This is a genomic window from Kitasatospora sp. MAA4 (assembly GCF_029893355.1).
Lineage (GTDB): Bacteria > Actinomycetota > Actinomycetes > Streptomycetales > Streptomycetaceae > Kitasatospora.
On sequence record NZ_JARZAI010000023.1, the window covers coordinates 97,884 to 118,925 of the forward strand.

Genomic DNA, 21,042 nt, shown 5'->3' on the forward strand with positions numbered 1-21,042 from the left:
CCCGGATCAGCCCGCCGGGGGCTGCGACGGGGACTGCGAGGGCGACTGCGGGATCAGCCGGTAGCCGACCCCGCGCACCGCCTCGACCAGTCCGGGCAGCGCGAGCTTGGTGCGCAGCGAACCGATGTGCACCTCCAGGGTCCGGCCGTTGCCCTCCCAGCCGCTCTGCCAGACCTCGCTGAAGATCTGCTCGCGGCGGTAGACCACGCCCGGGCTCTGGGCGAGCAGGGCCAGCAGGTCGAACTCCTTGCGGGTCAGGGCGACGTCGCGGCCGGCCACGCTGACCCGGCGGCGCTCGCGGTCGATGCTGATGCCCCAGGACTCCAGCGAGCCGAGGCCGCCGACCGCCTCGGGCTGCTCGGCCTGGCCTGCGGCCGGGGGCTGGAAGCGCCGGGCCACCGCGTGGATCCGGGCGAGCAGCTCACCCATGTCGTAGGGCTTGGTGATGTAGTCGTCCGCGCCGAGGTTGAGCCCGTGGATCCGGGACCGTATGTCGGCCCGCGCGGTGACCATGATCACCGGGACACCGCTGCCGGCCCGGATCCGGCTGCACACCTCGAACCCGTCCCGGTCGGGCAGCCCGAGGTCCAGCAGCACCACCCGGTAGGGGTCGGAGCCGTCCGGCACCAGGGCGTCCAGCGCCTCGTGCCCGCTGCGCGCGTGCCGCACCTGGAAGCCGTGCCGGCTCAGCACCGCGACCAGCGCAGCCGCGACCCGGTCATCGTCCTCGACGAGGAGCAGCCGCATCCCACACCTTCCCGCTCGGAAACCGCCTCCCGGCAGCCCTCGGCTGTCGGCGAAGCGCTCATCCTCCCCCACCGTCGCCGCTCGGGCCAGCCCCTGGATGGCGAGAAGCTCCGATGGGGGGCGTGTGTCTCTTTCGTGATGCTCAAGTTCCGCTCAGATAGGCTGACGTGGCACCGTCAGGCGGCCTACGGTCGTCTCACCGGGGGCTGCGGGCTCCGCCGGCTCATCAGCCCCCGGTGCCAGTCCGACCCGGGGGGAGTCGCTCCTGCCGGCCGTACCAGGGAGCAGGGGCGACATGACCGAGACCGCGGACTCCGGGCCCAAGGCCCTGGTCGAGCTGACCGGGGTCAACAAGCACTTCGGCGCCCTGCACGTCCTCCAGGACATCAATCTGACGATCAGCCAGGGCGAGGTCGTGGTCGTCATCGGCCCGTCCGGCTCGGGCAAGTCGACGCTCTGCCGCACCATCAACCGGCTGGAGACGATCGACGCCGGCCGGATCACCATCGACGGCGAGCCGCTGCCCGCCGAGGGGCGGGAGCTGGCCCGGCTGCGAGCCGAGGTCGGCATGGTGTTCCAGAGCTTCAACCTCTTCGCGCACAAGACCGTGCTGGAGAACGTGGTGCTCGCCCAGGTCAAGGTGCGCCGGACCGATCGGGCGGCGGCCGAGGCCAAGGCCCATGCGCTGCTCGACCGGGTCGGGGTGGCGGCGCAGGCGGACAAGTTCCCCGCCCAGCTCTCCGGCGGCCAGCAGCAGCGGGTGGCGATCGCCCGCGCGCTGGCGATGGACCCGAAGGTGCTGCTCTTCGACGAGCCCACCTCCGCCCTCGACCCGGAGATGATCACCGAGGTCCTGGACGTCATGCGCGGCCTCGCCGCCGAGGGCATGACGATGGTCGTGGTCACCCACGAGATGGGCTTCGCCCGCTCCGCCGCGAACCGGGTGCTGTTCATGGCCGATGGCCGGATCGTCGAGGAGAACACCCCCGAGGCGTTCTTCACCAATCCGCGCAGCGACCGGGCCAAGGACTTCCTCTCCAAGATCCTCCGCCACTGAGCACGTCAACCTCCCCGCACATCCACGCCTGAGCACGGCTCGGCGTTCCCCTCCGGCCGCACGCGCCGGACCGCAACCTCCCGGCTTAGGAGCCACTTCACCATGCCCGTTCGCAGGCCCGTTCGTATGCCCTCCCGCAGGCCCGCCGCAGCCGCCCTGGCCCTGCTGGCGCTCACCGCCACCGCCGCCTGCGGCAAGAGCGGCTCGCCCTCCACCGGCGCGGACAGCGCGCGGAGCACCGGCTACACCGTGAAGACCGACGCGAAGCTGGACGGCTCGCCGACCTTCGCCGCGGCCAAGGCGCGCGGCAAGCTGGTCATCGGCGCCAAGGCCGACCAGCCGGGCCTCGGCTTCGAGGACATCACCACCAACACCCGCAACGGCTTCGACATCGAGATCGCCAGGATGGTCGCCGCCGACCTCGGCTTCTCGGACAGCCAGATCGAGTGGAAGACCATCGACTCGGCCAACCGCGAGACGGCGCTGGCCGGCGGCCAGATCGACTACTACGTCGGCACCTACAGCATCAACGACAAGCGCAAGGCCCAGGTCTCCTTCGCCGGCCCGTACTACCTCGCCGGCCAGGACCTGCTGGTGCGCAAGGACAACACCGACATCACCGGGCCCGAGTCGACCAAGGGCCGCAAGGTCTGCACGGTCACCGGATCGACCTCGGTGGACACCATCAGGACCTACGGCGCCGACGTGACCACCTTCGGCTCCTACTCGAGTTGCGTCGACAAGCTGATCACCAAGGACGTCGATGCGGTCACCACCGACGACGCGATCCTCAAGGGCTACGCGGCCCAGAACGCCACCCAACTCAAGGTGGTCGGCAAGCCGTTCAGCACCGAGAAGTACGGCGTCGGCCTGAACAAGGACGACAAGGTGCTGCGCGCCGCGATCGACGACGCGCTCAAGGCGCACGAGGACAACGGCGACTGGAAGAGCGCCTACGACCGGACGCTGGGCACCTCGGGCTCGGCCGCCCCGCAGCCGCCCGCCCTCGAACGCTACTGAGATGGGCATGCTGTTCGAGGACGGGAACTTCGGGCTGTTTCGCGACGGCTTCCTGCGGACCGTCGAACTGAGCGCGGCCAGTGCCGTGCTGGCCCTGCTCCTCGGGACCCTGCTGGCCGCCTTCCGGGTCTCGCCGGTGCCGGTGCTGCGGAGCTTCGCGACCGTCTGGGTCGGCGTCTTCCGCAACACCCCGCTGACCCTGCTCTTCTTCGCGGTGACCTTCGGCCTGCCCCGGGTGGACGTCCACCTCTCGGCCTTCGTCGGCGCGGTGCTCGCGCTCGGCTGCTACACGGCGAGCTTCGTCTGCGAGGTGGTCCGCTCCGGGATCAACACCGTCCCGGTGGGCCAGGCCGAGGCCGCCCGCAGCCTGGGCATGACCTTCGGTCAGACCCTGGTCCAGATCGTCCTTCCGCAGGCGGGCCGGGCCGTGCTCGGACCGATGAGCAGCATCTTCATCGCACTGCCGAGGAACTCCGCGATCGCCGGCGCCTTCAACGTCGCCGAGCTGTACAGCGTGCAGCAGACACTGTCCGAACGGGGTTACGCCATCTTCGTCCTCTTCTTCTGGGTCGCGCTCGCCTACCTGTGCATCAGCGCGGCGGTCGGGCTGGCCTTCCGCCGGCTCGAACACCGCCCGGCGGTGGCCCGATGACCGCCCGCGCGAGTGTGCTCTACGACGTCCCGGGCCCGCGCGCCAGGGCCCGCTACCGGGCCTTCGGCGTGCTCGGCGCAGCCGGCATCGCCGCGCTGCTCTGGTACGTCTACGCCCAGCTGGCCGAGCACGGCCAGTTCAGCGCGCAGATGTGGGCCCCCTTCGAGTACACCGCGGTCCAGCAGCTGATCCTGAACGGGGTGCGGGACACCCTGACGGCCTTCGGACTCGCCGCGCTGCTCTCGCTGGTGCTCGGCGCGCTGCTGGCGGCCGGGCGGCTCTCCGACCACCGGCCGGTGCGCTGGGCGGCCTCCGCGGTGGTCGAGTTCTTCCGTGCGATGCCCCTGCTGATCATGATCTTCGCGCTCTACCAGGCGGTGTTCAGCTCCCAGCCGCTGTGGGCCCTGGTGCTGGGCCTGGGTCTGTACAACGGCTCGGTGCAGGCCGAGATCATCCGCAGCGGCGTCAACGCGGTGCCGCGCGGCCAGAGCGAGGCGGCGTACGCGCTGGGGCTGCGCAAGACCCAGGTGATGGCCACCGTGCTGGTGCCGCAGGCCGTCCGGGCGATGCTGCCGGCGATGATCGGCCAGCTGGTCGTCACCCTCAAGGACACCTCGCTGGGCTTCGTGATCACCTACACCGAACTGCTCTACGCGGGGAAGCTGATCGCGGGCAACACCAGTACGCCGCAGGGCTACCCCTACATCCCCGTGGTCCTGGTGATCGCACCGATCTACATCGCGCTCTGCCTCGCGCTGACGGCGCTGGCCCGGTGGATCGAGTCCCGCGGGCGCCGCGGCGCGAACCGGCGCACACCGGCCCCTGCTTGACGGACACCCAGGTGATCTGTTGCATTGCTCTTCGTGACACCACCCGGGACCTCCCCCGCTCCACCTGACACGGGATCGCCCTCGGCCGGCCCCGGGGTCCGCCGCGACGCCGACCGGCAAGGCCGCTCATGGACCCGGTGATCGTGGTCGGGGCCGGGCCGGTGGGCCTGGCGCTGGCGCTGGCACTGGCCCGGCACGAGGTGCCGAGCATCGTCCTGGACCAGGGCAGCGGGGTCTGCCCCGAGGGCCCGCGCAGCGCCGTGCTCGGGTCGGAGAGCATCGCCTTCCTGACCCGGCTCGGCTATCTGCGGGCGGCCTCGGACTCCGCACGCTGGGAACAGCTGACCGTCTGGCGGCGCCGGCAGGAGGTGCTGCGGCTCGACCTGGCGGACCATCCGGTGCTGCACCTGCCGCAGCACCGCCTGCAGCGCGGGCTGCGCGACGCGGTCACCGCCACGCCGCTGATCCAGCTGGTGCCGCTCTCCCGCGTGGAGGAGCTCACCCAGGACCAGGACGGCGTCAGCGTGCGCAGCCGGCACCCGCAGGACGGCTCGGACACCTGGTGGCGGGCCAGCCACCTGGTCGGCTGCGACGGCGCCCGCTCCACGGTGCGCAAGCTGCTGAAGATCCGCTTCCCCGGCCGGCCCGCGGTGGACCGGCACGCCATCGCCACCGTCCGGGTCGACCTGCCGTTCGCCGGCGAAGCCCGGCTGCACCGCGAACCGCCCTGGCGCGGGGACCGCGAGGCCTCCGCCCGCCCGCTGCCGGACGGCCTGTGGCGGCTGGACTGGCGGCTGCCCCCCGGGCGGCCCGCACCCACCGAACCGGTGGACCCGCATGCCACCTGGCCCGGCATCGTCACCGGAGACACCCTGCTCACAAGGGTGAAATCCACCTTGACCGGCTGGTGCGGCGAACTCCCCCGCTACGACCTGCTCGCGGCGGCCGACCACACCGCCCAGCAGCGGCTGGCCGCCCGGTTCCGCAGCGGCCGCTGCTTCCTGGCCGGGGACGCCGCGCACCTGCACGGCGCCCTGGGCATGCAGAACCTCGCGGACGGCCTGCGGGACGCCGACAACCTCGCCTGGCGGCTCGCCGTCGCCTGGCACCTTCACGCGGGCGGCCCGCAGCCCGGCGGCTCGCTGCTGGACGGCTACGAGGCGGAGCGGCGCGGCGCGGTCGGGGCCCGGCTGCGCGCCGTGGACCAGGCGATGCCGCTGCTGCGGCCGCTGCGCGGCTGGCAGCAGACCCGCCGCTCGCTGCTCACCGGCTCGTTCCGCAAGCACGCGCCGCTGCTGGCGGACGGCCTGCTCGGCACCGGCCGGTTCGGTGGGGCGCCGGCCTACCCCGGCGCGCCCTCCGGGGTGCCGGCCGGCCTGCCGGTGCAGCGCAACACCCCGCGCGGCCCGGCCCGGGCGACCACCCTGACCGAGAACCTGCCGGCCACCGCGCCCGGTGTGCTGGTCCCCGACGTCCCGGTGGTCACCGCCGAGGGCGCCGTCGACCAGCTGTACTCCCGGCTCGGAGCCACCTTCCTGCTGCTGCTGGTCGCGCCCGGGACGGCGGTCTGGTCCTCGGAGCGCTGGATGAGCGCCGGACTGATGCCGCAGCTGGCCGAGGTGGCGGCCGCGCTGCCGGTGCCGGCCGAGGTGCTGGTCACCGAGGACTACCCCGGGGCCAGCCCGCACACGGTGCTGCTGGTGCGGCCGGACGGGCATCTGGTCGGGATCACCCAGGGCTGCCGGGCGGAGGACCTCAAGGCGCTGGCCGACCGCGCGCGCGGCGGGCCGGCCTCGCTCACCAGCGCTGAGCAGTCGGCCTGAGCTGAGCCGGGCCGAGCCTGAAGGCTCGGCCCGGCTCAGCGCGCGAACTCGGTCGCCCGGCTCTCCCGCACCACCGTGATCCGGATCTGGCCGGGGTAGGTGAGCTCGTCGGCCACCTGCTTGGCCACCTCCCGGGCGATCACCTGCGCCCGCAGGTCGTCCACCACCTCGGGCTGCACCATCACCCGCACCTCGCGTCCCGCCTGCATCGCGAAGACCTTCGCCACCCCCTCGTGCGCGGCGGCTATCTCCTCCAGCCGCTCCAGCCGCCGGACGTACGCCTCCAGCGACTCCCGCCGCGCCCCCGGCCGGCCGCCCGAGCAGGCGTCGGCCGCCTGGGTCAGCACCGCCTCCACCGTGCGCGGCTCCACCTCGCCGTGGTGCGCCTCGATCGCGTGCACCACCTCCGCGGACTCCCCGTGCCGGCGGGCGAACTCCGCGCCGATCGCCGCGTGGCTGCCCTCCACCTCGTGGGTCATCGCCTTGCCGATGTCGTGCAGCAGCGTGGCGCGCTTCACCAGCGCCGGGTCGACGCCCAGTTCGGCCGCCATCATGCCGGCGATGTGCGCGGACTCCACCAGGTGGCCGAGCACGTTCTGCCCGTAGGAGGTCCGGTAGCGCAGCCGGCCCAGGGTACGGACCAGCTCGGGGTGCATGTCGGTGACGCGGACCTCCAGCAGCGCGTCCTCGCCGGCCCGCACGCAGAGCCGCTCGATCTCGGCCCGGCTGCGCTCGTGGACCTCCTCGATCCGCTGCGGGTGGATCCGGCCGTCGGCCACCAGCGTGTCCAGCGTCAGCCGGGCCGTCTCGCGGCGCACCGGGTCGAAGCAGGAGAGCTGGACGGACTCCGGGGTGTCGTCGACGATCAGGTTGACGCCGGTGGCCGCCTCGAAGGCCCGGATGTTGCGGCCCTCGCGCCCGATGATCCGGCCCTTGATGTCGTCGTTGGGCAGCGCGACGACGGCGACCACGGACTCCGCGGTCTGCTCGCCGGCCAGGCGCTGGATCGTGTGGGCGATGATGTCGCGGGCCCGGCCCTCCCCCTCCTGCTTGGCCTGCCGCTCGATCTCCCGCACCGTCACGGCGGCCTCCCGTTTGGCCTCCTCCTCGACGGCGCGCAGCAGTTCGGCGCGGGCCTGCTCGGCGCTCAGGCCGGCCGTCAGCTCCAGCACCCGGCGGCGCTCGCTCTGCGTCTGCGCCAACTCGACCCGGGTGCGCTCCAACGCGCCCGAGCGGGAGGTCAGTTCCTCGCTCTCGGCGCGCAGCCGGGCCTGTTCGGCGTCGAGCCTGGCCTCCCGCTCGACCAGCCGCTTCTCCCGGCGTTCCAGCTCGGCCCGCAACCGCGCCGAGCCGGCCCGGTACTGACGGACCAGCAGGCCCGACCCGGCGGCCAGCAGGCAGAGCAGGCCGACCAGCAGCAGGGGACCCAGCGATCCGGTACTCAGTGCGATCCTCATCCCGCCCCACATCCAATGATCGCTCGCTGGTTGTGAGGCTAGGCGCGGGTTACGAAACGGTCAAGATGTAACCGAATCCTGACCTTTGACCGTCACTGACAGGTCATCATCAGGACTCGCCGGTATACGTACCGTCAGTTTTTCGCACCCGCGGTCAGAACTACCGGTCGCCGAGCGACCAGTCCTCCAGCTCCTCGGCCGACTCACCCTCCGCGTCCAGCGCCTCCCGCACCGCCCGGAAGGCCAGGCCCTCGGAGTAGCCGCGGCGCGCCAGCATGCCGACCAGGCGCCGCATCCGCACCTGCCGGTCCAGCCCGGCGGTCGCCCGGAGCTTGCGCTCCACCAGGGCCCGGGCGGTGGCCGTCTCCTCGTCGGGGTCGAGCCGGCCGACCGCGTCCTCGACCACCGGAGCGGCGACTCCACGGGTGTGCAGCTCCTGGGCCAGCGCCCGCCGGGCCAGCCCGCGTCCGGCGTGCCGGGACTCGACCCAGGCGGCGGCGAACGCGGCGTCGTCGATCAGGCCGACGTCCTCGAAGCGGGCGAGCACCTCCTCGGCCACCTCGTCCGGGATCTCCCGCTTGCGCAGCGCGTCGGCGAGCTGCTTGCGGGTCTTGGCGGTGCCGGTGAGCAGCCGCAGGCAGATGTCCCGGGCCCGGGCCGCCGGATCGGCGGGAGGTTCGGCCGAGCGCTCCCCGCGCGTGGCACCGAACCCCCCGGACCGGCGCTCGGCACCGTCACCCGCGCCCCCCTGGCCGCGACCCGCCCGGCGCCCCCCGCGCCGTCGCCCGCGACCACCCGCGCCCTCACCCCAGGCCGCGCGCTCCGCACCGCCCCCGGTCTCGGCGTCGCGCTCGCCCCCGTGCTCGGGCCCGGCCGCGCTCCGGCGCCCCCCGGCGCCCGTACGCAGGCCGACGGCCGGCTCGGCGGCGAGCTCGAAGCTCTCACCGCCGACGCCGCTGGCACACCAGTCGCGCGGCCCCCACTCGCCCGACCCGTCCGCACCGCCCTGCGGGGCGCGGTCGTCGCCGCCCGCGCGACCCGATTCACTCCTCATCAGTTGCTCAGGCCTTGGCCGCCGCCGCTGCCTTCTTCGCGGGCGCGGCCTTGGCCGCCGTGGCGGTGATCGGCTTGGCCGCGCCGTCCGCCTCCGCCACCGCCTCGGGGGCGCCCTCGACCGGGGCGTTCGGGTCGACGCCGATCCCCAGCTTGGTCTTGATCTTCTTCTCGATCTCCTCGGCCAGCGCCGGGTTGTCGCGCAGGAAGTTGCGGGCGTTCTCCTTGCCCTGGCCGAGCTGGTCGCCCTCGTACGTGTACCAGGCGCCGGCCTTGCGGATGAAGCCGTGCTCGACACCCATGTCGATCAGGCCGCCCTCCCAGCTGATGCCGTGGCCGTAGAGGATGTCGAACTCGGCCTGCTTGAACGGCGCGGCGACCTTGTTCTTGACGACCTTCACGCGGGTGCGGTTGCCGACCGCCTCGGTGCCGTCCTTCAGGGTCTCGATGCGGCGGATGTCGAGGCGCACCGAGGCGTAGAACTTCAGCGCGCGGCCACCGGTGGTGGTCTCCGGCGAGCCGAACATGACGCCGATCTTCTCGCGCAGCTGGTTGATGAAGATCGCCGTGGTGTTCGACTGGTTCAGCGCACCGGCGATCTTCCGCAGCGCCTGGCTCATCAGACGGGCCTGCAGACCCACGTGCGAGTCGCCCATCTCACCCTCGATCTCGGCCCGCGGCACCAGCGCGGCCACCGAGTCGATGATGATCAGGTCGACCGCGCCGGAGCGGATCAGCATGTCGGTGATCTCCAGCGCCTGCTCACCGGTGTCCGGCTGGGAGACCAGCAGGGCGTCGGTGTCGACGCCGAGCTTGCGGGCGTACTCCGGGTCGAGCGCGTGCTCCGCGTCGATGAAGGCCACCGTCCCGCCGAGCTTCTGCGCACTGGCGGCGGCGTGCAGGGTCAGGGTCGTCTTGCCGGAGGACTCGGGGCCGTAGATCTCGACCACCCGGCCGCGGGGCAGGCCGCCGACACCGAGGGCGACGTCCAGTGCGGTGGATCCGGTCGGGATCACGTCGATCGGGGCGCGCGACTGGTCGCCCAGGCGCATCACCGAGCCCTTGCCGAACTGCCGCTCGATCTGGGCGAGCGCGTTCTCAAGTGCCTTGTCGCGGTCCGTGCCTGCCATGGCTTCCACCCTCGGTTTCTGTGCTGTGCTCTTCATCGTCCTCGACGCTAGCGCCTGCCACCGACAATCGGCCCCGGACCGGCTCAGCCTGTGGAAAACTCGCCGAGAATTCAGTATAGGGAACATTAGTTCGAATCACGTCGCGCACCCGACCCCGGTTGTCCACAACCGATCGGGCGCGCTCGCGTCAGCGCAGCAGCGCCGGGACGCCCATCACCTGGCAGACCACCCGCCACACCTCCTTGGCCTCCCACCCCGCGTCCAGCGCCTGCTGGACCGTCCGGCCGCCGAGCTCGGTCATCACGTGGTCGCGCGCGAAGGACTCCGCGTACGCCGTGCCGAAGTGCTCGTCCATCCGTCGCCAGAACTCGGTCAGCCTCATGCGCTCCAGTATCCAGCAGCCCACTGCACAGCAGCCCGCACTCAGCGCGGCAGCGCCACGATCCCGGCGCCGTAGCCTCGCTGGTCCTGGCAGCGGCCCGGCAGCGGACCGGAGCGGCAGTCCGCCCGGGCCTGGCTCAGCAGCAGCTCACGCAGCTGGTCCGGGCCCCAGCCCGGGTGCGCGGCCGCCGCGACCGCGATGGCGCCGGTGACGTGGGCGGCGCTCATCGAGGTGCCGGCCAGCGCGGCGAACCGCCCGCCCGGCCAGTCCGAGACGATCGCCTCGCCCGGGCCGCCGTCCGGGTCGCCGCCCGGGGCCGCCAGGGCGATCCGGCCCTCGCCGACGTTGGAGTAGGCGGCGACGGCACCGCTGCGGTCCACCGCGCTCACCGCCAGCACGCCGGGCAGCTCCCCGGGCAGCCGGATGCACTCGGCGCCCAGCCGGCGGCTCTCCGCCGGACCGGAGAGCCGGTCGTTGGGGCTGCGCTCGTCGGTGCGCGGCCCGGTGAGGTCCAGCCCGTCGTTGCCGGCCGAGGCCACCACCAGGGCGCCGTGCTGCTGGGCGTAGGCCACCGCCCGGCCGACCGCCAGGATCAGCGCGGCCTGGTCCGGGTCCTCGGGGCAGTTGTACTTCCACGGGTCGGCGAAGTAGCTGTCGTTGATCGCGACGGACCCGTGGTCGGCAGCCCAGAGCAGGCCGCAGACGATGTTCTCCGGGTAGTACTGGCCGAGCGGCCCGAGCAGCCGCACCGCCGCGATCCGCACGCCGGGTGCGACCCCGGTGACACCGCGCCCGTCGCGGGCGGCGCCGATGATGCCCGCGACGTGCGTCCCGTGGCCGCTCTCGGTGACGCCCGGGTCCGGGCGCCAGGCGCCGAACCGGGCGTCCGGGCGTCCGTCGGCGCAGGAGACCGAGTCGGCGGGGCTGACGGCCTCGCGCAGGTCCGGGTGGGTGTCGTCGACCCCGGAGTCCAGCACCGCGACGGTGACCCGGCGCAGCGCCGCCGTCGCCGGTCCCGGGCGGTCGGCGGCGGCCGTGCCGAGCAGGGCGACCGGGGTCCGCTGCCGGGTCGGCGCGCCGATCATGGCGAGGTTCCAGCCCTCGCGCTCCCCCGGGTCGGGCACCGTCGGCGTGTCGTCCGCCTCCAGCCCCTGGACGGCGTCCGCGGCCGCGCCGTGCCGGAAGTCCCCCGCGCCGCCGAGCGGCCCGGGCGGCCCGGGCACCGGCGCCGTCCGGCTGGCGCCGACGGCGGCGATCCCCGGCCGGCCGCGCAGCCGCCCGGCGAAGGCCGCGTCCGCGGCGTAGGCGAGGACGGCGCCGATCTGCGGGTAGCCCTGGACCACCTGCCCGCCGGCCGACCGGACCTCGTCCTCGGCGGTCGCGGTCCCCTGCGCGTCCACGCGCTCGGCCAGCACCAGGTAGCTGAGGAAGGAGCGCCCGACCCCCGCGACGTACGGCATCGCGCCGCCCAGCAGCAGCATCAGCGCCAGCACCGCCGGCGAGCTGCGCAGCAGGAGGGAGCGGCGTCCGCCGCAGCGGCGGGACACCATGCGCACCTCTGCCATGGTGTGCCCTCCACTCATTGGCAACATGAATCATCACCATATGAGCGGATTATGTGAGTTGCCCCCTCTTTGCCCGCCATCCGGAGGCACCGGCACAGCCGCGTCCAGGCCCGCTCTGTCAGTGCCACCCGGCACCATGGGGGCATGGCGGACCAGCAGCTCTCCACCGACCCCCTGGCCGGGTTCGCCCCCGCCACCAGGGCGTGGTTCGACGCGGCCTTCGACGGCCCGACCACCGCCCAGGCCGGCGCCTGGGCCGCCATCCGGCAGCAGGCCGACGTCCTGGTGGTCGCCCCCACCGGCTCGGGCAAGACGCTGGCCGCCTTCCTCTCCGCCCTGGACCGGCTCGCCACCACCCCGCCGCCCGCCGATCCGCGCCGCCGCTGCCGGGTGCTCTACATCTCGCCGCTGAAGGCCCTCGCGGTCGACGTCGAGCGCAATCTGCGCGCCCCGCTGGTCGGCCTGCGCCAGGCCGCTGTCCGGCTCGGCGAGCCCGAGCCCGAGATCCAGGTCGGCATCCGCTCCGGCGACACCCCGGCGGCCGACCGGCGGCGCTTCCAGAGCCACCCGCCGGACATCCTGATCACCACCCCCGAATCGCTCTTCCTGCTGCTCACCTCCGCCTCCCGCGAGGCGCTGCGCGGCGTGGACACGGTGATCCTGGACGAGGTGCACGCCGTCGCCGGCACCAAGCGCGGCGCCCACGTGGCGCTCAGCCTGGAGCGGCTGGACGAGCTGCTGGAGCGCCCGGCCCGCCGGATCGGCCTGTCCGCCACCGTCCGCCCGGTCGAGGAGGTGGCCCGCTTCCTGAGCCCCCGGCGCGGGGCGACCGTCGTGCAGCCCCCGTCGACCAAGCGCTTCGACCTGTCCGTGGTCGTGCCGGTGGCCGACCTGGCCGAGCTCTCGCCCTCCCCCGCGACCGACGACCCGGCGCAGAAGGCCTCGATCTGGCCGCACGTCGAGGAGCGGATCGTCGACCTGGTCCAGGCGCACCGCTCGACCATCGTCTTCGCCAACTCCCGGCGGCTGGCCGAGCGGCTGTGCAACCGGCTGAACGAGATCGCCCAGGAGCGGGCCACCGGCGTCGCGCTGCCCGAATCGCACGCCCCGGCCCAGCTGATGGCCGAGTCCGGCGTCGCCAAGGGCGCCCCGGCGGTGCTGGCACGGGCCCACCACGGCTCGGTCTCCAAGGAGCAGCGCGCGCTGGTGGAGGAGGAGCTGAAGGCCGGCCGGCTGCCCGCCGTGGTGGCCACCTCCAGCCTGGAGCTGGGCATCGACATGGGCGCGGTCGACCTGGTCGTCCAGGTCGAGTCGCCGCCCTCGGTCGCCTCCGGCCTGCAGCGGGTCGGCCGGGCCGGCCACCAGGTCGGCGCGGTCTCCACGGGCGTGGTCTTCCCCAAGTTCCGGGCCGACCTGGTGCAGTCCGCTGTGGTCACCGAGCGGATGCGGGCCGGGCGGATCGAGGCGCTGCGGATCCCGCGCAACCCGCTGGACGTGCTGGCCCAGCAGCTGGTGGCGATCACCGCGCTGGACACCTGGGACGTCGACGAGCTGCTCGCCCTGGTCCGCCGGGCCGCGCCGTTCGCCGCCCTCCCGCAGTCCGCCTTCGACTCAGTGCTCGACATGCTGGCCGGCCGCTACCCCTCGGACGCCTTCGCCGAGCTGCGCCCGCGCCTGGTCTGGGACCGCGTCGCCCGCACGGTCACCGGCCGCCCCGGCGCCCAGCGGCTCGCCGTCACCTCCGGCGGCACGATCCCCGACCGAGGCCTGTTCGGCGTCTTCATCGTCGGCTCGGACCCCAAGAAGGGTGGGGGAAGGGTGGGAGAGCTGGACGAGGAGATGGTCTACGAGTCCCGGGTGGGCGACGTCTTCACCCTGGGCACCAGCTCCTGGCGGATCCAGGAGATCACCCACGACAAGGTCATGGTCACCCCGGCCCCGGGCGTGCCCGGCCGGCTGCCGTTCTGGAAGGGCGACTCGCTCGGCCGCCCGCTGGAGCTCGGCCGCGCGCTGGGGGCCTTCGTCCGCGAGCTGGGCGCGCTGCCCGAGCCCGCCGCCCGCGAGCGGCTGCTCGCCGCCGGTCTGGACGACTGGGCGGCCGACAACCTGCTCGCCTACCTCGCCGAGCAGCGCCAGGCCGCCGGCCACCTGCCCGACGACCGGACGATCGTGGTGGAGCGCTTCCGCGACGAGCTGGGCGACTGGCGGATCGTCATCCACTCCCCCTTCGGCGCCCAGGTGCACGCCCCCTGGGCGCTCGCGCTCGGCGCCCGGCTGCGCGAGCGGCACGGCCTGGACCCGCAGGTCATGCACGGCGACGACGGCATCGTGCTCCGCCTGCCGGACATGGACCTGCTCGACTTCCCCGACCCGAACGCCCCGGTGGCCGACGAGGCGCCGGTCGGCGCCGACACCGCGCTCTTCGACCCGGCCGAGATCGAGCAGCTGGTCACCGACCAGGTCGGCGGCTCCGCCCTGTTCGCCTCGCGGTTCCGCGAGTGCGCCGGCCGGGCCCTGCTGCTGCCGCGCCGCAGCCCGGGCCGGCGCACCCCGCTCTGGCAGCAGCGCCAGCGGGCCTCCCAGCTGCTGGAGGTGGCCAGCGAGTTCGGGTCCTTCCCGATCGTCCTGGAGGCCGTCCGGGAGTGCCTCCAGGACGTCTTCGACGTCCCCGGCCTGGTCGAGCTGATGCGCGACCTCGAATCGCGCGCCGTACGCCTGGTCGAGGTCACCACCCCCGAGCCCTCCCCCTTCGCCCGCTCACTGCTCTTCGGCTACGTCGCGCAGTTCCTCTACGAGGGCGACTCCCCGCTCGCCGAGCGCCGCGCCGCCGCCCTGGCGCTGGACTCCCGGCTGCTGGCCGAGCTGCTCGGCCAGGCCGAGCTGCGCGAGCTGATCGACCCGGCGGTGCTGGCCGAGCTGGAGGCCGAGCTGCAACGGCTCACCCCCGAGCGGCGGATCAAGGACGCCGAGGGCGTCGCCGACGCGCTGCGCCTGCTGGGCCCGCTCAGCGGCGAGGAGCTGGCGGTCCGCGGCGCCGAGCCCGCCTGGAGCACCGGGTTGCAGGCCGCCCGCCGGGTGGTGCAGGTCAGGATCGCGGGTCAGGACCGCTGGGCGGCGATCGAGGACGCCGGGCGGCTCAGCGACGCCCTGGGCACCCCGCTGCCGGTCGGCATCCCCGAGGCCTTCACCGAGCCGGTCAAGGACCCGCTCGGCGATCTGCTGGCCCGGCACGCCCGCACCCACGGTCCGTTCACGGCCCAGCAGGCCGCCGCCCGGTTCGGGCTCGGCAGCGCCGTGGTCGCCGGCGTGCTGCAGCGGCTGGTCGCCGCCGGGCGGCTGGTCCAGGGCGAGTTCCGGCCGGTCGAGGCGGGCGGCGGCGGCGAGGCCGAGTGGTGCGACGCCGACGTGCTGCGCCGACTGCGCCGCCGCTCGCTGGCCGCGCTGCGCCAGGAGGTGGAGGCCGTCCCGCCGCGCGCGCTGGCCGCCTTCCTCCCGCAGTGGCAGCACCTCGGCGGCCACCGGCTGCGCGGCCCGGACGGCCTGCTCCGGGTGGTCGAGCAGCTCCAGGGCGCCGCACTGCCCGCCTCCGCCCTGGAGAAGCTGGTCCTGCCCGCCCGGCTGACGGACTACCGCCCCGGCCTGCTGGACGAGCTGATGGCCGCAGGCGAGGTCGGCTGGTCCGGGGCCGGCGCGCTGCCGGGCAAGGACGGCTGGGTCAGCCTGCATCTGGCCGACTCCGCGCACCTGGTGCGCCCCGAACCCGTCCCGCTCACCCTTACGCCGCTGCACCAGGCCCTGCTGGACGCCCTCGCGGGCGGCTACGGCCTGTTCTTCCGCCAGCTGATGGAGCGGGTCGCGCCCAGCCCCGAGCCGGAGGTCATCGCGGCGCTCTGGGATCTCACCTGGTCGGGGTACGTCAGCAACGACACGCTGGCCCCGCTGCGCGCCCTGCTCGGCTCGGGCCGGACGGCCGGCTCCACCGCGCACCGCTCCCCGCGGGCCGTCCCGCGCGGCCGGTACGGCGGGCTGGGCCGCACCCCCGCCACCCGCTCCGGCGATCCGACGGTGGTCGGCCGCTGGTCGCTGCTGGCCGAGCCCGCCGCAGACCCGACGCTGCGGGCCACTGCCCAGGCGCAGCTGCTCCTCGACCGGCACGGCGTGCTCACCCGCGGCGCGGTCCAGGCCGAGCGGATCCAGGGTGGTTTCGCCGCCGTCTACCGGGTGCTCTCGGCCCTGGAGGAGCGCGGCCGGGCCCGCCGGGGGTACCTGGTGGAGGGGCTGGGCGGCGCGCAGTTCGCGATGGACGGCGCGGTCGACCGGCTGCGCTCGGTGCACGGACAGCTCGAACGCACGGCCTCGTCCTCGTCCGACTGGACGCAGCCGCAGCGCGACCGGGGGCGGGAGCCCGCGGTGCAGCTGCTGGCGGCGGCCGATCCGGCCAACGCGTACGGCGGCGCGCTGCCCTGGCCCGACCCGCCGGGGGAGCAGGCCACCGCGCACCGGCCGGGCCGCAAGGCGGGCGCCCTGGTGGTGTTGGTGGACGGCGAGCTGGTGTTCTACGTGGAGCGCGGCGGCAAGTCGCTGCTGGCCTGGTCCGAGGAGCCGGAGATCCTGGCGGCGGCCGCGCGGGCCCTCGCCGAGGCGGTCGGGCAGGGGGCGCTGAGCAGCGTGACGGTGGAGCGTGCGAACGGCGAGCCGGCGCTCACCTCACCGCTGGGCACCGTCCTGGAGGGGGCCGGTTTCCACCCCACCACCCGCGGTCTGCGGCTGCGCGGTTAGCCGCCGCCGGGGGCCGGTCAGCCGGCGGTCGCAGTGCACCGGCAGCACGCCGAGGCCCCAGCCGCCGAGCGTGAGCAGCCCGAGCACGGCACCGAAGGGGCCCGGCGGCGGACCGCCGGTCAGCAGCAGCCACCAGCACAGCACACCCAGCGGAACGGCGAGGGCCCAGCGCAGCAACCCACCCGAAACGCGGCCACGGAGAACCGAAACCTGTGCTGGCCTTAAAGAACGACTTGAGACGCCCGGGCCTATTCGGCCCGAGGTCCCGCTGTCGGCAGAACCGCGCACCCGCGACTCCTTCTCTCGATCCCCCGATCAGGGCGAGGTCAGGCTGCGACGACGTCCACGGCCGCGGCCTTCGGAGTGATCGAACTCATCCGGTCGCTCGGGGCCGGGAGTTGCACCGGTTCGAGCACCGGACGCAGCAGGTCGCCCTCGGAGAGCGCGGCCATCGCAGCGAGCTCGGCCAGCGACAGTTCGTCGCTCACCTCTCGCATGACCTCGGACATCCGGACGTCGAGTGCGTCGCAGATCGCGGAGAGCAGCTCGGAGGAGGCCTCCTTCTGCCCGCGCTCGACCTCGGAGAGATATCCGAGCGAGACTCGTGCGGCGGCCGACACCTCGCGAAGTGTGCGGCCCTGGCGCTGGCGCTGCCGACGCAGCACGTCACCCAAGAGGCGACGGAGCAGGATCATCGGTGGCTCCCTCCTCGGACTGCGGATCGAGATGTCACGACCCCACCGTACCGCCTTGCCCGCTTCGTGTGCGGGGACCATGGTCGTGTTCACTCTGGGCTGCAAGTCTTCCCCCTCCCCTGTTTGTTCCCGCCCCGGACCGCGGCACTCCCTGGTCTATTCCCAGCCGCCCCGCGGTTCTCACACCTTCAGCGGATTCCAGCTGTTCAGCGACTGTTCAACGGAAGATCGTGGTGCCCGTCCGGCCCCGCGTCGATCAGGGCACTGGCCAGGAAGAGCTCCAGGGCGCCGGTCACCGCCATCCGTCGGATTGTGGCACGGTCCCCCGACAGCAGGGGCGATCTCACGACACTTCCGCCCGGACCGGCGAACCCGAGGTGTACTGTGCCGGCCGGCATGCCGTCCTGCGCCCCTGGACCGGCCACACCGGTGGTGGAGAGGCCGTAGGTGGCGCCGAGCAGCCGCCGGACGCCCTCGGCCATCTGCCGGGCCACCACCGGGTGCACCGGGCCGTACACCTCGAGAAGTCCCTCGTCGACGCCGAGCAGCGAGGCCTTGAGCTCGGTGGCGTAGGCCGTGACCGAGCCGCGGAAGGTGACCGAGGCACCGGGGACCTCCACCAGCCGGGCGGCCAGCAGACCGCCGGTCAGCGACTCGGCGACCGCCAGCGTGCCGCCGAGCGCGCGCAGCTCCTGGTGCACCTGCTCGGCCAACGGGTAGTACTCGGTCATCCGCTCTCCCGCTCCCGCGCCAGCCCCTCCCGGCGCAGCCGGACGGCCTGGCGCACGTAGTCGGCGCCGGTGGCGACGGTCAGCAGCACCGCCAGGCCCATCAGCACCGCGCGCCCGTCGGCCAGCCAACCCGTCAGCGGCAGCACGTACATGCCCACCGCGATGCCCTGGGTCAGGGTCTTGATCTTCCCGCCGCGGCTGGCCGGGATCACGCTGTAGCGGATCACCCAGAACCGCATCAGGGTGATACCCAGCTCGCGGGCCAGGATCACCCCGGTGACCCACCACGGCAGGTCGCCCAGGACCGAGAGGCCGATCAGCGCGGCGCCCATGATCGCCTTGTCGGCGATCGGGTCGGCGATCTTGCCGAAGTCGGTGACCAGGCCCTTGCGCCGGGCGATCTCACCGTCGAACACGTCGGTGATCATCGCGATCGCGAAGGCCGCCCAGGCCGCCGAGCGCCACTTGGGGTCGTGGCCGCCGTCGGCGAAGAGCAGCACGGCGAAGACCGGCACCAGCGCGAGGCGGAGCATCGTCAGGAGGTTGGCGATGTTCCAGAGCGACGGCTCGGCGGGCTGCGCAGCCCCGTTCCGGGCCGGGCGGGCCGCTGCCGGGCTGCCCGGCCCGCCGGTCATTCCGCCGCCGCCTGACGGCAGAGCTCGATCGCCTCGGCGATCAGGTCGACGCCCTCGGAGCCCGTCACGCGGGCCCGGTAGAACTGGCCGACCACGGCGTCCGGCGCACCGGTCAGGGTGGTCAGGCCGTCCGTCTCGGGCGCCTGGTGGGCGGCGCGGCCCTCGACCACGCCGTCCTCGACCGACTCGACCAGCACCTCGACCTCGGAGCCGACCCGCTGCTCGGCCCGCTGGGCGGTCAGCTCCTCGGCCAGCTTGGAGAGCTTGGCGAGCCGGTCGGAGACCACGTCCTCGGGCAGCTTGCCGTCGAAGGTCGCGGCCTCGGTGCCGTCCTCGTCCGAGTAGCCGAAGACGCCGATCGCGTCCAGGCCCGCGTGCGTGACGAACCGTTCCAGCTCGGCGAAGTCCTCCTCGGTCTCACCGGGGAAGCCGACGATGAAGTTGGACCGGGCACCGGCCTGCGGCGCCTTGTCCCGGATCGTCTTCAGCAGGTCCAGGAACTGGTCGGTGTTGCCGAACCGGCGCATCCGGCGCAGCACGGCCGGAGCCGAGTGCTGGAAGGAGAGGTCGAAGTACGGCACGACGCCGGGCGTGCTGGTCATCACGTCGATCAGCCCGGGCCGCATCTCGGCGGGCTGGAGGTAGCTGACCCGGACCCGCTCGATGCCGGGGACAGCCGCGATCTCGGTCAGCAGCGTCTCCAGCAGGCGGATGTCGCCGAGGTCCTTGCCGTACGAGGTGTTGTTCTCGCTGACCAGGACGACCTCGCGGACGTCCTGCTCGGCCAGCCACTGGGACTCGTGCAGCACGTCGGAGGGGCGGCGGGAGATGAACGAACCGCGGAAGGCCGGGATCGCGCAGAACGAGCAGCGGCGGTCGCAGCCGGAGGCCAGCTTGACCGAGGCCACCGGGCTGTCGTCCAGGCGGCGGCGCAGGGTGCGCGGGCCGGAGGCGGGGGCCACGCCGTCGGGGAGGTCCTCCGGCGCGCCGTGGCCCGGCAGGGCGACGTCGGCGGCGGCGGCCTGCCGCTCGACCGGGGTGAGCGGCAGCAGCTTGCGGCGGTCGCGGGGCAGGTGGGCGGCGTGGTGGCCGCCGGCGAGGATGGTCTGCAGGCGGTCGGTGATGTTGGCGTAGTCGTCGAAACCGAGGACGGCGTCGGCCTCCGGGAGCGCGTCCTGGAGCTCCTTGCCGTAGCGCTCGGCCATGCAGCCGACCGCGACGACGGCCTGGGTGCGGCCGTGGCCCTTCAGGTCGTTGGCCTCCAGCAGGGCGTCCACGGAGTCCTTCTTGGCGGCCTCCACGAAGCCGCAGGTGTTCACCACGGCGACATCGGCATCGGCTGCGTCGTCGACCAGCAGCCAACCATCGGCCTCCAGTCGCCCGGCGAGTTCCTCGGAGTCCACCTCGTTGCGGGCGCATCCGAGCGTGACAAGGGCGACAGTACGGCGTTCAGGCATAGGGCCAAGATTAACGCGCGCCCCCCGGTGCCGTTCCCCCCGGAGGTCGCGACGCCCCGATTCGAAGATCGTTGCAGGTCCGGGGCTCAACCGGTCTGCGGGTCGCCCGGGGTGTAGGTGAGGTGCACCACCTGGCCGTCCTTGCCCGCGGGACCGAGATCCTTGCCGTTGACGTACAGGTGCACGGCGGCGGCGTTGCCGATCACCAGTTTGATCTGCTTGGGGTCGGTGAACGTCTGGTCGGCGCCCTGGCTCAGGTCGTCCTGGAAGAGCGACTTGCCGTCGCCGTCCGAGGCGGAGACCCAGCTGGTGCCGCTGTCGGCGACCACCTTGACGGTGACCTTGTCCGCCGGGGCGGCGGCGATCGGGGCTGCGCTGGGCGCCGGGGCGGGCGGCTGGTTGGCCGAGGGCGAGGCGGAGATCGCGGCGGCGACGCTGGGCAGCGGGACGCTGGCCGACCCGGCGGTCACCTCGGCGCCGCGCTTGCCGGTGACCAGGTTGAAGCCGATCAGTGCGACCACGGCGAGGATCGCCACGACCATCGCGGCCGTCCAGTTCGGCCGACCGCGGTCGGCACGGATCCGCCGGGCGTCGATCGAGGGCACCGTCGCCAGCACCACCGGTTCGGTGCCGTGGATCTCGTCGTACCGGGCCACCAGCGAGTCCCCGTCGGCGCCGACCGCGCGGGCGATCGCCCGGATGTGGCCGCGGGCGTAGAAGTCGCCCCCGCAGCGGGCGAACTCGTCCTCCTCGATCGCGTGCACGATCGGCACCCGTACCCGGGTCGCGGTGCTGACCTCGTCGACCGTGAGGCCTGCGGCGAGCCGTGCCTCGGCGAGGACCCGGCCGATGGTGGGAGCGCCGTCCTGCGGTTCCGGGGGAGCCTCGGCGGACTCGGCCTGGGACGCGGAGGATCGGCGCTGATCGCGGTGGGAAGACTTGCCGACGGTCACTGGGCGCGCCTTTCAAGCGGAGGCCACCTGCTGGAAGAACAGTCTAGGGGTGCAAGAGAATCGTTTCTCAACCGGA

At 73.6% G+C, this 21,042-nt stretch carries 17 protein-coding genes; 6 read left to right on the top strand and 11 right to left on the bottom strand.

Translation table 11 applies throughout. The features are described 5' to 3' along the window. Window positions 1-6: 6 nt before the first annotated feature. A complete protein-coding gene (locus P3T37_RS27370) occupies window positions 7-747 on the bottom strand; it encodes a response regulator transcription factor (RefSeq protein WP_280726559.1) in 741 nt (246 codons plus the stop codon). Between the two features lie 295 nt (window positions 748-1,042). On the opposite strand from P3T37_RS27370, the gene P3T37_RS27375 reads away from it, so the two are divergent. The 5 genes from P3T37_RS27375 to P3T37_RS27395 all read left to right on the top strand — a co-directional run bounded on the left by P3T37_RS27375 (window position 1,043) and on the right by P3T37_RS27395 (window position 6,129). After that, complete coding sequence (locus P3T37_RS27375; protein ID WP_280726560.1) at window positions 1,043-1,804, top strand: amino acid ABC transporter ATP-binding protein; 762 nt, start codon at window positions 1,043-1,045, stop codon at window positions 1,802-1,804. A 126-nt stretch (window positions 1,805-1,930) separates the two neighbouring features. Next, entirely contained in the window at window positions 1,931-2,824 is an 894-nt protein-coding gene (locus P3T37_RS27380; protein WP_280726587.1) for a glutamate ABC transporter substrate-binding protein, read from the top strand. 1 nt (window position 2,825) lies between these two features. After that, window positions 2,826-3,476 carry an amino acid ABC transporter permease gene (locus tag P3T37_RS27385; protein ID WP_280726561.1) on the top strand — a complete coding sequence of 217 codons (651 nt, stop codon included), beginning with the start codon at window positions 2,826-2,828 and terminating at the stop codon, window positions 3,474-3,476. Then, window positions 3,473-4,306 carry an amino acid ABC transporter permease gene (locus P3T37_RS27390; protein WP_280726562.1) on the top strand — a complete coding sequence of 278 codons (834 nt, stop codon included), beginning with the start codon at window positions 3,473-3,475 and terminating at the stop codon, window positions 4,304-4,306. The genes P3T37_RS27385 and P3T37_RS27390 overlap by 4 nt, the downstream gene beginning before the upstream one ends. Window positions 4,307-4,434: 128 nt before the next feature. Further along, on the top strand, window positions 4,435-6,129 hold the full coding sequence (locus tag P3T37_RS27395; protein ID WP_280726563.1) for an FAD-dependent monooxygenase: 1,695 nt from the start codon (window positions 4,435-4,437) through the stop codon (window positions 6,127-6,129). Between the two features lie 35 nt (window positions 6,130-6,164). On the opposite strand, the gene rny is transcribed toward P3T37_RS27395, so the two are convergent. The 5 genes from rny to P3T37_RS27420 all read right to left on the bottom strand — a co-directional run bounded on the left by rny (window position 6,165) and on the right by P3T37_RS27420 (window position 11,716). Then, entirely contained in the window at window positions 6,165-7,586 is a 1,422-nt protein-coding gene (gene rny / locus P3T37_RS27400) for a ribonuclease Y (RefSeq protein WP_280726564.1), read from the bottom strand. Between the two features lie 160 nt (window positions 7,587-7,746). Beyond that, window positions 7,747-8,640 carry a recombination regulator RecX gene (recX, locus tag P3T37_RS27405; RefSeq protein ID WP_280726565.1) on the bottom strand — a complete coding sequence of 298 codons (894 nt, stop codon included), beginning with the start codon at window positions 8,638-8,640 and terminating at the stop codon, window positions 7,747-7,749. Window positions 8,641-8,647: 7 nt separating this feature from the next. Then, window positions 8,648-9,769, bottom strand: a complete 1,122-nt coding sequence (gene recA / locus P3T37_RS27410; RefSeq protein ID WP_280726566.1) for a recombinase RecA — start codon at window positions 9,767-9,769, stop codon at window positions 8,648-8,650. Window positions 9,770-9,956: 187 nt separating this feature from the next. Then, window positions 9,957-10,151: a DUF3046 domain-containing protein gene (locus P3T37_RS27415; protein ID WP_280726567.1), complete on the bottom strand. Its 195-nt coding sequence runs from the start codon at window positions 10,149-10,151 to the stop codon at window positions 9,957-9,959. Between the two features lie 41 nt (window positions 10,152-10,192). Next, entirely contained in the window at window positions 10,193-11,716 is a 1,524-nt protein-coding gene (locus P3T37_RS27420; protein ID WP_280726568.1) for a S8 family serine peptidase, read from the bottom strand. Between the two features lie 144 nt (window positions 11,717-11,860). Between P3T37_RS27420 and P3T37_RS27425 the strand changes: the two genes are divergently transcribed. Beyond that, the gene (locus tag P3T37_RS27425) at window positions 11,861-16,495 is read left to right on the top strand and encodes an ATP-dependent helicase (protein WP_280726569.1); all 4,635 of its coding nucleotides are present in this window, start codon (window positions 11,861-11,863) and stop codon (window positions 16,493-16,495) included. A 326-nt stretch (window positions 16,496-16,821) separates the two neighbouring features. Here the strand turns inward: P3T37_RS27425 and P3T37_RS27430 are convergent, their stop codons facing one another. The 5 genes from P3T37_RS27430 to P3T37_RS27450 all read right to left on the bottom strand — a co-directional run bounded on the left by P3T37_RS27430 (window position 16,822) and on the right by P3T37_RS27450 (window position 20,864). Continuing rightward, entirely contained in the window at window positions 16,822-17,190 is a 369-nt protein-coding gene (locus P3T37_RS27430; RefSeq protein ID WP_280726570.1) for a helix-turn-helix transcriptional regulator, read from the bottom strand. Between the two features lie 206 nt (window positions 17,191-17,396). Continuing rightward, entirely contained in the window at window positions 17,397-17,921 is a 525-nt protein-coding gene (locus P3T37_RS27435) for a CinA family protein (protein ID WP_280726571.1), read from the bottom strand. Beyond that, window positions 17,918-18,556: a CDP-diacylglycerol--glycerol-3-phosphate 3-phosphatidyltransferase gene (gene pgsA / locus P3T37_RS27440; RefSeq protein ID WP_280726572.1), complete on the bottom strand. Its 639-nt coding sequence runs from the start codon at window positions 18,554-18,556 to the stop codon at window positions 17,918-17,920. Before pgsA ends, P3T37_RS27435 begins: the two co-directional genes overlap by 4 nt. Beyond that, window positions 18,553-20,013, bottom strand: a complete 1,461-nt coding sequence (gene rimO, locus P3T37_RS27445; RefSeq protein WP_280726573.1) for a 30S ribosomal protein S12 methylthiotransferase RimO — start codon at window positions 20,011-20,013, stop codon at window positions 18,553-18,555. Before rimO ends, pgsA begins: the two co-directional genes overlap by 4 nt. Before the next feature lie 86 nt (window positions 20,014-20,099). Next, window positions 20,100-20,864, bottom strand: a complete 765-nt coding sequence (locus P3T37_RS27450) for a RodZ domain-containing protein (protein WP_280726588.1) — start codon at window positions 20,862-20,864, stop codon at window positions 20,100-20,102. Between the last annotated feature and the right edge of the window lie 178 nt (window positions 20,865-21,042).

Bases quoted from the DNA above. Each gene is read 5' to 3' on its own strand.
- P3T37_RS27430 (WP_280726570.1), bottom strand. From the start codon at position 17,190: ATGATCCTGCTCCGTCGCCTCTTGGGTGACGTGCTGCGTCGGCAGCGC.
- P3T37_RS27415 (WP_280726567.1), bottom strand. From the start codon at position 10,151: ATGAGGCTGACCGAGTTCTGGCGACGGATGGACGAGCACTTCGGCACG.
- recX (WP_280726565.1), bottom strand. From the start codon at position 8,640: ATGAGGAGTGAATCGGGTCGCGCGGGCGGCGACGACCGCGCCCCGCAG.
- rny (WP_280726564.1), bottom strand. From the start codon at position 7,586: ATGAGGATCGCACTGAGTACCGGATCGCTGGGTCCCCTGCTGCTGGTC.
- P3T37_RS27425 (WP_280726569.1), top strand. From the start codon at position 11,861: ATGGCGGACCAGCAGCTCTCCACCGACCCCCTGGCCGGGTTCGCCCCC.
- P3T37_RS27395 (WP_280726563.1), top strand. From the start codon at position 4,435: ATGGACCCGGTGATCGTGGTCGGGGCCGGGCCGGTGGGCCTGGCGCTG.
- pgsA (WP_280726572.1), bottom strand. From the start codon at position 18,556: ATGACCGGCGGGCCGGGCAGCCCGGCAGCGGCCCGCCCGGCCCGGAAC.
- rimO (WP_280726573.1), bottom strand. From the start codon at position 20,013: ATGCCTGAACGCCGTACTGTCGCCCTTGTCACGCTCGGATGCGCCCGC.
- P3T37_RS27420 (WP_280726568.1), bottom strand. From the start codon at position 11,716: ATGGCAGAGGTGCGCATGGTGTCCCGCCGCTGCGGCGGACGCCGCTCC.
- P3T37_RS27385 (WP_280726561.1), top strand. From the start codon at position 2,826: ATGGGCATGCTGTTCGAGGACGGGAACTTCGGGCTGTTTCGCGACGGC.
- P3T37_RS27370 (WP_280726559.1), bottom strand. From the start codon at position 747: ATGCGGCTGCTCCTCGTCGAGGACGATGACCGGGTCGCGGCTGCGCTG.
- P3T37_RS27435 (WP_280726571.1), bottom strand. From the start codon at position 17,921: ATGACCGAGTACTACCCGTTGGCCGAGCAGGTGCACCAGGAGCTGCGC.
- P3T37_RS27390 (WP_280726562.1), top strand. From the start codon at position 3,473: ATGACCGCCCGCGCGAGTGTGCTCTACGACGTCCCGGGCCCGCGCGCC.
- P3T37_RS27380 (WP_280726587.1), top strand. From the start codon at position 1,931: ATGCCCTCCCGCAGGCCCGCCGCAGCCGCCCTGGCCCTGCTGGCGCTC.
- recA (WP_280726566.1), bottom strand. From the start codon at position 9,769: ATGGCAGGCACGGACCGCGACAAGGCACTTGAGAACGCGCTCGCCCAG.
- P3T37_RS27375 (WP_280726560.1), top strand. From the start codon at position 1,043: ATGACCGAGACCGCGGACTCCGGGCCCAAGGCCCTGGTCGAGCTGACC.